At 51.7% G+C, this 12,041-nt stretch carries 11 protein-coding genes; 8 read left to right on the forward strand and 3 right to left on the reverse strand.

Annotated elements, in window-relative coordinates; all coding sequences use genetic code 11:
• Entirely contained in the window at positions 1-1,281 is a 1,281-nt protein-coding gene (locus tag GX147_04580) for a lipoprotein-releasing ABC transporter permease subunit (GenBank protein ID NLN59976.1), read from the reverse strand.
• Between the two features lie 19 nt (positions 1,282-1,300).
• Entirely contained in the window at positions 1,301-2,782 is a 1,482-nt protein-coding gene (lysS, locus tag GX147_04585; GenBank protein NLN59977.1) for a lysine--tRNA ligase, read from the reverse strand.
• 295 nt (positions 2,783-3,077) lie between these two features.
• Between lysS and GX147_04590 the strand changes: the two genes are divergently transcribed.
• From GX147_04590 to GX147_04610, 5 genes are read left to right on the forward strand one after another with little or no spacing between them, the layout of a single operon-like run.
• Positions 3,078-4,022 (forward strand): ABC transporter ATP-binding protein, encoded by a 945-nt coding sequence (locus tag GX147_04590; protein ID NLN59978.1) that lies wholly within the window; start codon positions 3,078-3,080, stop codon positions 4,020-4,022.
• Positions 4,022-4,765, forward strand: coding sequence for an ABC transporter permease subunit (locus GX147_04595; GenBank protein ID NLN59979.1), 744 nt, complete (start codon positions 4,022-4,024; stop codon positions 4,763-4,765). The genes GX147_04590 and GX147_04595 overlap by 1 nt, the downstream gene beginning before the upstream one ends.
• A complete protein-coding gene (locus GX147_04600) occupies positions 4,762-6,327 on the forward strand; it encodes a GldG family protein (GenBank protein NLN59980.1) in 1,566 nt (521 codons plus the stop codon). The genes GX147_04595 and GX147_04600 overlap by 4 nt, the downstream gene beginning before the upstream one ends.
• Positions 6,324-6,860: a DUF4340 domain-containing protein gene (locus tag GX147_04605; GenBank protein NLN59981.1), complete on the forward strand. Its 537-nt coding sequence runs from the start codon at positions 6,324-6,326 to the stop codon at positions 6,858-6,860. The genes GX147_04600 and GX147_04605 overlap by 4 nt, the downstream gene beginning before the upstream one ends.
• Positions 6,861-6,888: 28 nt before the next feature.
• Positions 6,889-7,479, forward strand: coding sequence for a hypothetical protein (locus tag GX147_04610; GenBank protein NLN59982.1), 591 nt, complete (start codon positions 6,889-6,891; stop codon positions 7,477-7,479).
• 162 nt (positions 7,480-7,641) lie between these two features.
• Here the strand turns inward: GX147_04610 and GX147_04615 are convergent, their stop codons facing one another.
• Positions 7,642-9,105 (reverse strand): tetratricopeptide repeat protein, encoded by a 1,464-nt coding sequence (locus tag GX147_04615; protein ID NLN59983.1) that lies wholly within the window; start codon positions 9,103-9,105, stop codon positions 7,642-7,644.
• A 412-nt stretch (positions 9,106-9,517) separates the two neighbouring features.
• Here GX147_04615 and GX147_04620 point away from each other — a divergent pair, with 412 nt between their 5' ends.
• From GX147_04620 to GX147_04630, 3 genes are all read left to right on the forward strand, one after another.
• A complete protein-coding gene (locus tag GX147_04620; GenBank protein NLN59984.1) occupies positions 9,518-10,054 on the forward strand; it encodes a thioredoxin domain-containing protein in 537 nt (178 codons plus the stop codon).
• An 81-nt stretch (positions 10,055-10,135) separates the two neighbouring features.
• Positions 10,136-11,773: a 2-oxoacid:acceptor oxidoreductase subunit alpha gene (locus GX147_04625; GenBank protein ID NLN59985.1), complete on the forward strand. Its 1,638-nt coding sequence runs from the start codon at positions 10,136-10,138 to the stop codon at positions 11,771-11,773.
• Positions 11,770-12,041, forward strand: a 272-nt coding sequence (locus GX147_04630) for a 2-oxoacid ferredoxin oxidoreductase (protein NLN59986.1), incomplete at its 3' end; no start/stop codon positions are given. The genes GX147_04625 and GX147_04630, both read left to right, overlap by 4 nt.

Genomic DNA, 12,041 nt, shown 5'->3' on the forward strand with positions numbered 1-12,041 from the left:
TTATTCGTATCTCAGCGTTTCCGCCGGATCCAGCCTTGAGGCCCGCCACGACGGATAGATGGTGGACAACAGGCTGATCAGGAGCGTCCCCAATGCAATCAGCGCCACGTCTCCATAATGGACCCGGGAAGGCAGTTCAGTCAGATAATAGACATCGCCGGGCAGAATTTTGAATCCGAAAAGCCGTTCAATGAAAAGTGATATCCGAGATAGATGAAGCGCCACGGTTACGCCAAGCGCGCATCCCAGGGAGGTGCCGATAAAACCTATGGTTACCCCCTGGAAAATGAAAATTTTCATGATTCCCTGCGAACTGGCTCCCATGGACTTGAGAATAGCAATGTCCCGGTGCTTTTCCATGACGACCATGATGAGAGTTGTAATGATATTGAAGGCCGCGACGAGGACGATCAGGCTTAAGATGATCGCCATGACCCGTTTTTCCAGTTTCAGGGCGGAAAAAAGGTTCTTGTTCATCTCCATCCAGGTTCTGACCCAGTAGGGATACCCGAGTTTTGCCTTGATGACGCCAGCCAAGCGGTCGGCTTCATAAATATCCGCCAGCCGAATCTCGATTCCCGTAACCAGGTCGCTCATGTTGAGAAACGCCTGAGAATCCGGAAGGGACAGGAAAATCAGGCTGGCATCGTATTCGTAAAATCCCGAATCAAAAATCCCCACGACCAGGAATCCCTTGATTCGGGGAACCAGCCCCATGGGCGTCGAAATTCCCATGGGAGAAATGATGCTGACTGTGTCGTAAAGGCCCAAGCCCAGGTTCTTCGCCAGCTCCTTTCCCAAAACCACTCCGGGCAGGTCCTTGAGGGCTGCCTCGACTGGAAGGGCAAACCGATTTCGGTCGGACAGGTCATCCATGCTGCCCCCGTACATCCGATTGATCTGGAGTACCTGGCCGGCACTTTCCACATCGATTCCACGAATGACCACACCACTGACACTGGCCCCGCTTTTCACCATGCCCTGGCCATAGATGAAGGGGGTCACCCCGACAACCCCTTTGACACCCTCCAGTGCGTCCTGGACTTGTTCATAATTCCGCATGGCGCCGCTGTACTCCATCAGGACCAGATGGGCGTTGACTCCGAGAATTTTGTTGCGCAGATCCGTCTCAAACCCGTTCATGACGGCCAAGACAATGATCAGTGCCGCCACACCGAGCAGGATTCCTGCGATGGAGATAAAGGTGATAATCGAGACAAAGACCTGTTTCCTCCGAGCCCGAAGATATCTCAGGCTGATGAACAGTTCATAGGAATCCATTAACGGACCACCCCGCGGTTCATCCCTCTTTCGTTCTCATGTGGGGAAACAGAATCACATCCCTGATGGAGGCCGAATCCGTAAACAGCATCACCAACCGGTCGATCCCAATCCCCTCACCCGCCGTGGGAGGCATGCCGTATTCGAGAACGGCTATATAATCCTCATCCATTACGTGGGCTTCCTCATCCCCCTCTTCACGCTGCTGCAGCTGATTGAGAAAACGCTCCCGTTGGTCCACGGGATCGTTCAATTCCGAAAATGCATTGGCGATTTCTTTCCCATGAATGATCAGTTCAAACCGGTCCGTGTAAGCCGGATCCGCATCATTTTTACGGGCCAGGGGGGAAACCTCGATGGGGTACTGGGTAACGAAAGTCGGCTGGATAATTCTGTCCTCCACTTTTGCGTCGAAAATGGCCATGATCACCTTACCCAGGGGGGCATTGTCCGGCACATCAATGCCATGCTTGCGGGCATAGGCCGTCGCCTCAACGGCATCCTCCAGAACGGACGCGGGAATGCCGCAATGCTCCATAATCGCCTCCCGGACAGTCAGGCGTTTCCACGGACGGGTCAGGTCGATTTCCGTTCCCTGGTAGATGAATTTTTCACTGCCGAAAATACGCTGGGCCAAAGCGGTAAACATCTCTTCCGTCAGGGTCATCAGATCTTCGTAGGTCGCATAGGCCTGATAGAATTCCATCATGGTGAATTCCGGATTGTGGGATGTTGAAATACCCTCGTTGCGGAAACTCCGGTTGATTTCAAAGACTCTTTCCATGCCTCCCGTGATCAACCTTTTCAGATAAAGTTCGGGGGCAATTCGCAGATAAAAATCCATCCCCAGCGCGTTATGAAAGGTTTTGAAAGGCTTGGCCATGGCACCGCCCGCCTTGGGTTGCATCATCGGGGTTTCTACCTCCATGAAATCCCGTTTTTCCATGAAATGACGTATAAACTGAATGATCCGGCTCCGACGCTGAAAAACTTCCCGTGATTTCGCGTTGGAAATAAGATCCAGGTGACGCTGCCTGTAGCGGGTTTCCACATCCGTCAAACCGTGCCATTTTTCCGGCAGGGGCCTGATCGCTTTGGAAAGCAGGCAGAGGTCCGTCACTTCAATGGTCAGTTCATCCGTTCGGGTCCGGAAAATTCTACCGCCCATTGCAATGATGTCGCCAATATCGAGACGTCGATAAAGACCGAATTCGTCATCTCCTAAAATCACGTGATTGATGTAACCCTGGATGGAACCCGTCCGGTCCTGAACCTTGACGAATGCGGCTTTTCCGAAGTCCCGGACCGCCATCAATCGGCCAGCGACGGTAAAGATCTCATTGACTTCTGAAAGGACATCATTCTCCTTGTTCTCAAAGCGGGCCAAAAGAGCCGCCGCGTTGTCTTTGTAACGAAATCTGTTGGGGTAAAGGGCAATCCCGTCCTCTTTCAGGGATTCGATTTTCTCCAAGCGCCTTTTTAAAAGCTCACTTTCTTCCATAAAACAGGAACTCCACTAAATATTATGATGTCGATTCGACTATCCTTTTTTTGTTTTTTCGTCAAGCAGGATTTAACGAAAGGGTTCTCTCCGGGTTTTCTCCTTGACAGGTCTCGAAACCATACTCTATAGAACGAACCATTGCCTTGGTGATGCAGATACCATCGACATAATGCGGAGTTTTGATGCTTTTCTTTCCTTGAACCATGTCGTCAGGATAACACAACCCACGCTTGCCCACCCCGCTGTTTCGTTTTTGGGCAACCGGGATTTCTGAATTGATCGCAGGAAGACCATGATCGAAGTAACGTCTCTGACAAAATACTACGGTCCCATCCGGGGAATCGAGGATATTTCCTTTCGAATCGAAAAAGGTGATGTCGTCGGCCTCTTGGGACCAAACGGCTCGGGTAAAACGACATGTATGCGAATCCTGACTTGTTTTTTTCCGCCCACACGCGGCCGGGCTCTGGTCTACGGTTACGATGTGGTCAAAAACCCCCTGCATGTCCGGCGGCATATCGGTTATCTCCCCGAGCGTGTTCCTCTCTATCCCGACATGGACGTGCGGGAATACCTTCGCTTTGCCGCCTCCATCAAGGGGGTTAAACCAGCCGGAAGGGACGGCCACATTGACCAGGTTATGGCTACATGCGGCATTGACGACATGGCCAACCGCCTGATCCGGGCCCTTTCCACGGGTTACCGTCAACGGGTCTGTCTGGCACAGGCCCTCCTGAACAACCCTGAAATCCTTATCTTGGACGAACCGACCATCGGTCTCGACCCGCGCCAGGTCTCAGATTTCCGTTCTCTGATCAAGAACCTGGGCCGGGAACGGACCATCATCCTCTGCACCCACATTCTGCCGGAAGTCAGTGAAACGTGCAACCGGGTGATCATTGTCCACCAAGGGCGGCTGATCGCCCTCGATACCCCGCAGAATCTCCAGGAAAAGGTTCAGATGTACGGCCAGATTTACGTCCAGTACTACGGAGATGACCCCGGGCTGGAAAAGAAAATCGCCGGGATTCCCGGGGTGGTGGGAGTGGAGGGAGCCGAAGCGACTTTCTCCGGTGCACGGGCCTGCACCATTCAAGTCCAAAAGGATGAAACCATTCTGAGGGAGTTGTCCACGCTGATCCATACGGAAGGGGGCCCCATCCTCGAGATGAAAAAACAGACCCTCACCTTGGAGGACGTATTCCTGGAACTGGTTACCAAGGAGGGAGCGGCGTAATGGGTATGTGGTATATTTTCCGGCGGGAGGTGCAGTCCTACTTCCACTCCTTCATTGCATATGTCATCATCTCTGCCTTTCTGCTCCTGGCAGGTTATTTTTTTTACACCGATCTCATCATGCAGATCATGTGGACCATGAAAAAAGTGGATTTTGAAAAGATATGGGAGCTTTTTTTCAATGATATCCGCTATATGCTGACCATCATCATGCCGCTCATCACGATGCGGCTCTTCGCCGAGGAGAAAAAACTGGGCACAATCGAATTGCTCTGGACATATCCTCTGCGCGATTGGGAGGTTTTTTCCGGCAAATACCTCTCGGCCCTGCTCATGCTTTGCATCATGTTAGGCCTTACCCTGACCTATCCGATCATCACAAACGCCCTTTTCCATATTGATCTGAAACCATTGCTGGCCGGGTACCTGGGTCTGTTCCTGATAGGCTCCGCCTTCATTATCTGCGGTGTGACCATCTCCATTTTGACGGAGAACCAGATTGTGGCCGCCCTGGGAACGTATCTGGTGCTGTTGATGTTCTGGTTTCTAACCTGGAACGAAGCGGTTGCCAATCCCGCCGCAATGAACGTCATGCTCAATTTCTCTCTATTTGACCGGCTTTACAATTTTACGCGCGGGGCCATCGACCTAAAGGACATTGTTTTCTTTGTGAACTTTCACCTGGTTTTTGTCGTCCTGGCCATGCTTGCCCTTTCCGCCAGAAAATGGAGGGGGGTCCAATGAAAAACAAGCTTATCTCCTCCCTTCTGTGGATCAGTATTTTTTTCGCCCTGTCGGGCCTCGCCCTGATCGCTTTCGGTGCCGACTGGCGCCTCTGGGGGCTGGCTGGCCTTCTGGCTGGTACCCTCGGTCTCCTGACATACGCCGTTTTAAATTATGCCGAACTCAGAAGTCTCCTTTTCGCTTACGGTACACGGCAATGGCTCGCCCTTGCTCTGTTTGTTTTCCTACTGATGGGAATTGTCTCCCTAATTCAGGCCATCGCCAACGGCCACAACATCCGGTTCGATCTGACGGCACGCAAGGACATGAGCCTGAGTGCCGCATCGGAAAAAATCATGCAGCAAATCACCACCCCCATTCGGGTCACAGCTTTCTTTCAGCGTAATCAAAAACGGGAGCTGATGAACGTCCTCGACCCCTTTGTCCTGGCAAGCAGACATTTTACCTATCACCTTTACGACCCAGACCGGAATCCGGCCTTGGCAAAACGTTACGCCGTCGGAAACTACGGGACGATCATTATCGAAATGGGAGGAAAGCACAAAGTTCTGTCTGCGGGTAACGAGGAGAGTATCATCAATGCTATCCTGTCACTGAACAGCCCGCAACAGAAGGTCGTTTATTTTCTGACGGGTCATGGAGAGCGCGCACTCAAGGAACCGGAAAATATGGATGGCAGCAGTTCAGAACTTTTGAAAACCACATTAGAAACGGAAAACTATTTGGTGAAAACCCTGTTGCTTTTATCAAAACGGCAAGTCCCGCCTGATAGCGACTTGGTCATCGTCAACGGACCAAAAGGGGATTTCACTACCGATGAGATCACGGCTCTGCAAACGTATTTAAAGTTGGGAGGGAAAATTATCCTGGCGGTCGATCCGGGGCCGGATTATGGTCTGTCAGCCCTGCTTGACCCTTATGATCTGAAACTGGGTAATGATATTCTCGTCGATCCCGTTAACTATCTCGTATCGAAAAGTCCTTTGGTTCCCCTTATCCAGGCCTATCTCAACCACCCAATCACGGATAAATTCACGATTCCAACGGTTTTCCCCATGGCCAGATCCGTGGTGACAGGAGACGCCCCGTTGACTTCAACGGGTGTCACCCCCCTCGCCCTGAGTAGTGACAGAAGTTGGACGGAAAGTGACATAGCCGAGGCGGAACAAGGACATATCCGCTACGATGCAAAGTATGATCAGAAAGGCCCCGTGCCGGTTGCGGCTATCGTGGAGGGGCTACCGGAAAGCGGGCAACAGGGCAAAAGCGGGCCGTCACCCTTTCGGGGGCGCCTCGTCGTCTTCGGCTCTTCAGAATTCATTGCGAATCAGTTCATTTCGCTGGCCGGTAACCGGGATCTGTTCATGAACACGGTTCGTTATCTGACGGAAGACCGGCCCCTGATTGTCATCAAAAAGAATCTGGCGGCAGGGGACAAGGCCCCTCTCATTCTGCAGCCGGTTCACGCCCGTATGGTGTTTATCGGCATTGTCGTGCTACAGCCGACGCTGATCATGGCTATCGGCATTGTTGTTGCGTGGAGGAGAAGGCAGAAAAGTTGAAAAAACCGATTATCGTTGCAGCTGTTTTATTTACGGCTTTACTTTTTTTCTATCTTGTATTCGAAGGCGATACACCCGACGAAAAGGCTGTTCTGCAGGGAGAGCGTTTTTTATCTCTCAAAGCATCGGATATCCGGGAGATCAAGATCGTCACACGGGAGGGTCTGGCCTTCGAATGTGCAAAAGACAGCGGCGGGGCTTGGCATATTGTCAAAGGCGAAAAAGAGACCAATGCCGAGGAAAAAATCGATGATTTTCTTGAAGCCATGACGACACTGGTGAAAATCGATCATTTTTCCGTTAATGCCAACCTGCTGGATCAGTACGGTTTGCGGGAACCGTCTGCACAGATCACATTGACGGATCTCACCCAGAAAACCCACGATATTCTGGTGGGAGACAAAACACCGGACGCATCGACCGGGGTGTATGTCATGTCTGGCAATGACAACCGTGTTGTCATCCTTGGGGCTGTGCTCAACTGGGAACTCTTCAAGCTCTCATCCCTGTTTACCGTCCGGGTCAATCACTAAGGAATAAAGATTCAGGAGGATTATTTCGATGGACCCTCTCATTTCGCGTATAGATCATATCGCCGTCGCCGTACGAGATTATGAAAAAGCGGATCTCTTTTTCCGTGAAGTCCTTGGCGCAATACCCGGAGCCTCCGCAAGGGACCCGGCCATGAAATACCTCTGGCAGATTTTTTCCTTGGGTGACCTTAGTCGCATTGAACTCCTGACGCCGACATCCCAAGGCAGTTTCCTGGATAATTTCCTTGCCCTACAGCCAGGCGGATTTCACCACATCACCCTCCAGACCCGCAGCATCGAGGAAACCAAAGCCCTACTCCAGCAGCATCGCATCCCCTATTTCGGTTACAATGAATATGCTGAGGCCTTCTGGAAGGAATTGTTCATCCACCCACGAAACGCTTTCGGGGTGTTGATTCAAATTGCCGAATTCCACCCAAACGACTGGCTAAATGAAGATCTGCGATCTTCCAAAAATGAGCCTTGGGAAATCAGGGCGACGGAAGGAGGAATTCACCTCACCTTGGCCCATCCGGGAGGCGGAAAAACCGGGATCGACCTGAATCCGGAAGAAGCCCGGAAACTTGTCGCCGACCTTCAATATGCACTGGGGAAATAACGGAGGATTTCATCTTCTCCGCATGCAAACCGGGATTTTTTACTCCGGGCGTATGCTGTTGGCCGGTTGCGATACAGGTGGTCGGGTTTTGTGGGACAGGACACAGGGATTTATAAGTGGAAACCCGCTTTGTTTAGCGTTCATGCCACAGGCCCCATCCCTTCACCTGCCTGAAGAATCGGTCTTTTCCGTCGCCTTTCCAACGCCGGAGACGCCGCAAACGATGTCGGCCAACTTGCCGCTGATACTGTCCACTAAAACCGGACGAAAGTTTTTCTCGTATTCCGGATAAGACTCGACAAGTCGCCCTCCGTTATCGAAACGCCTGATTTTTGCAATCCGAAACCGGGAAGTGGAACACCTGAACTCCCACCATTGCAAGGTATAGCCAGGTCTCTCCGATCTGATCGGGACATAATCCGGTCCGTTTGCATCCTCTTCTGATTCGACCCGTACCCGAATCAGACGGAAACCTTTTTGTTGATTTTTCAAATATTCCCGATCGTAGAAGTATTGCCGTCGATCACGCGAATACCAAAAGGGAACCCATCGTTCTCCCCGGGCAACATCCCTTTGCGTGATTTTCGCGTAATCACAGGCGGCGGTATGATGCTGGCGGCAAGCGGTTTGAAAATCCTGCTGGGCATCCTGTTTTTTACCCGCTGTAAAGTATATCTTGCCCCGACTGAATAGAACATTGGGGTCATCTCCCCGCAGGGATAAAGCACGCGAGAAATCATCAATCGCCTCCTTCCACTTTTCTTCATCGGCAAACAACATAGCGCGCTGGACATACAGGCTGGAAGCAGCCGGTCTTTTCGCAATCAGGCTGGTGAAATCCCCGAGAAGAACGTCAGCGCTGTCCTGTCTTACCCCTTTCAGCGCGGTAATAAGAAATGGCATCCGATCGTTCGGTGCAAGAAACAACGCCCGCATGTAGCTGTCGGCGGCATTTTCGTGATCTCCCATCCTTTCCTGGATCAAGCCTTTCTCATAAAGAAAATAATAGTTGCTCGGTTCAATCAGGATAGCCTGGTCCATGTCGTTTATCGCCTGATTAAATTGTCCAAGTTTCATCCGGACTCCGGCTCTTTCCTGATAAAAGGCCCCGTTGGCGGGGTTGAGGCGGAGGGCTTCGTCAAAATCGGCCAAGGCTGCTTCCAAATTTCTGTGAGGACATGCTTCCAGTGTCAGCAGAACGCCTCGCATGTAAAAAAAAATGGCATATTGTGAATTCAGAGCGATGGCCCTGTTGAAATCGTCCAGTGCGAGGCCGCATGGAACGGCACTGTCGGCTGATGGGGGTTCTGCCGACCGTTCTACCGGTTCGGATTGTGAATCCCTCGGTCCAGCAGGAGAATGAATCATCGCATCGGCTTCTGTTGAAAAATAAGACAAGGCGACCCGATGACAGTGGAGTGAGCCCCGTTTAAAATACAAAATCGGATCCGTGGGATTGCGATCGATAGCTTCGGTGTACTTTTCGATCCTTTCGTCAACCCTGTCCGCAACCGTCGATCTCTCGGCCTCATCGACGGTTGCCCGGAGGGAATCCGCATCGTCTGACACAGCGGTTAGCCCCTGAAATATTTGACCGTCTATGGGCATCTCCTTAAAACCGTTCATGAATTCATGTGCCGCTCCATCCCCGGCCACCAAAAAGAAGAGACCGAAAAAAAAGAAGAGAAGGGAAAGCCTCTTTCGCCAAAACGTAAGAAAAGAAGGCAACATACCCATATCGTTCCTCGCATCCAATAATTGTTTTTCACCACGCCTTGAAATGATCCAGCGCTTCACGGTATGCGTAATATCATTCTTCGTTTTTTTGTCAACGCGAGAGGAACAATTTGAGGTGCGAAAAAATTGATTTTATGATTCAATATGATCAGATGAAGGGGTTTCGGCCGGTACAATACGAAGCCGATTCACGTTCACTCTTTTACCCTCTGTTTTCAAGGACATCATCATGATAGTGAAAATACGTTTTTATTTCGACTATATCTGACCGTTCTGTTATGTCGGCAAGGCGGTTGTCGATATCATTGGACAGGAGATTCCCCTTGGAATCGAATGGTGGCCTTTTGAAGTACACCCGGAAACGCCACCGGATGGAAGGTTGCTTACAGATATGTTTCCGGGAACAATCTTCGAGAAGTTTTACCGTAAACTGGCCCGTCAATCCGGTGTTCCCGACCTGCCCTTCGGACGCGCCGAAAGATTGGATAATTCGGGAATGGCCCTCGCCTCCTTTTTGTTTGCGAGAGAAACCGCACCCGCCACGGTTGTGGACCGCTTTCATGACGCTCTGTTTAGGGCCCATTTTGTAGAAGAACAAAACATAAGCCAGGTCAAGACGGTCTTGGCCATTGCGACTGCCTGCGGATTGGATGCCCCCGGATTGGAAACGTCGCTGCAAACACGCAAATATTTCCGTGAACTTGATGATTGCGGGAATGAGGCCCGCCAAAAAGGGATCAACAGCGTGCCCACCTTCATTGTTAATGGACGACATCGACTGGTAGGAACACAGCCCCTGGAAGGCTTCCGAGAATTTCTACAGAAAATCAACGGATGAAGTGCGACAGCGACAGCAGGGCAAGCTTTCGCAAAGACTTTTCATAAATACATGACTTATCCGATTCTGAAGGGTGAAACAATGGAATTCAATCTGAAGATTGCCGGTGAAGCGGGGCATGGTCTCTTGACCATTGAACTGGGAATTACGGAGATATTGGCCCGCACAGGATATCACTTTTTCGCGACCAAAAATTACATGTCCCGTATCCGGGGGGGACATAATTTCCACATGATCCGGATAGCCGACGAGGCTGTACACGCTCTCAGGGGTGACCTCTGGGATATGCTCCTGGCCTTTGACGAGGAATCCGAGCGACGACACCGTGACACGTTAAACCCCGACGGTATCCTGGTTGGACGACAGGATATGCAGGAGTTGAAGCAGACGCTCCAGGGCAAAGTCTCTGAACCGATGGCCGTCAACACCGCCCTCATTGGAATGGTTCTGGCCGCCATAGGTTTCGAGCCGGAGTTTCTCGGACAGGCCGGCCTCCAGAAGAATCGCCAGGCCATGATTGAAGAGGGTTTCCGTCTGGCCGAAAAGAAAGGGTTTCTCAAGAAATACCCCATAGAACACGTTTCCAAAAGATTCCTCCATTTCGACGGAAACCAGGCATTGGCCCTAGGCGCCATCCTAGGGGGATGCCAGTTCATGGCGGCTTATCCCATGACTCCCGCTACCTCCATTATGAACTACTTCGCCAACGCCGCCCAGGATCTTCCAATCCATTTCGAACAGGCGGAGGATGAAATTGCCGCCGTCAACATGGCCTTGGGCGCCTCTTATGCGGGCCTGCGGGCCATGACAGCATCTTCCGGAGGAGGATTCGATCTCATGACTGAGGGGCTTTCCCTAGCGGGCATGACCGAAACACCCTTGGTTATCATGGTTTCCCAACGACCTGGCCCTTCCACGGGGTTGCCTACACGAACCGAACAGGGGGATCTCAACATGTTGATCCATGCGGGGCATGGCGAATTTCCACGCATGATCTTTGCCCCCGGAACGATAACGGAGGCAATTGAGATCGCCCGAAACGCCTTCGAACTGGCCGATGAACTCCAGTGCCCGATTTTGATTCTGACAGACCAGTATCTGGCGGACTCGGTTCAGCAACTGGAATGGCAGGTACCTGTGTCAGTTAGCCAGCGCGTCTGTCAGCCCCGTGAAGAATCGTACCGACGTTACGCCATGACCCGTAATGGGATTTCGCCCCTCACATATCCCGGTATCGGCGGGGCCCTGATCCGCGTCGATTCCGACGAACACGACGAGGACGGCCGCATCACGGAAGATCTCGACCTGCGGAACCGAATGGTGGAAAAGCGTATGGGAAGATGGAAAATCATGTCCCCTCTCTCGAAAAAACCCACATTTCAAGGGGATCCAGGTGCCGAATGGGTGGTTCTGTCCTGGGGTTCTAATCGGCAGATCGTTGAGGAGGCCATACGGGAAATTAACAAGGAAAGGCCCTTCGTGGCGGCGTTGCACTTTTCCCAGGTCTTCCCTCTTTTCCCGGAAATGGTATCAGAATGGGGGTTGGCAGGGAAAAAGCTCGTCTGTCTGGAGAATAACGCCGACGGCCAGTTCGCTGGTCTATTGAGGCGGGATCTCGGTCTCAATATAGCCTGTACACTTCTCAAATATAACGGAGAATGTTTCACCGTACAGGAAGTATGTGACAGAATTCTCGATATCACGGAGGAAAAATCATGAGCGCTCAGCCTTACGATATCGCCTGGTGTCCCGGTTGCGGCAATTTCGGAATTCGAATCGCCCTCGAAGAAGCCCTGCACGAACTGGCCATACCGGCGCAACAAATCGTTCTCACCTCGGGAATCGGCCAGGGAGCGAAGATGCCTCAATATCTGGAAACCAATTATTTCAATGGGATACACGGCAGATCCGTACCCCTCGCCGTGGGCATCAAACTGGCACGGGCGGATCTGACGGTGATCGCCGTGTGCGGTGATGGCTGCATATA

It is taken from the genome of Deltaproteobacteria bacterium, from assembly GCA_012522415.1.
Taxonomy (GTDB): domain Bacteria; phylum Desulfobacterota; class Syntrophia; order Syntrophales; family JAAYKM01; genus JAAYKM01.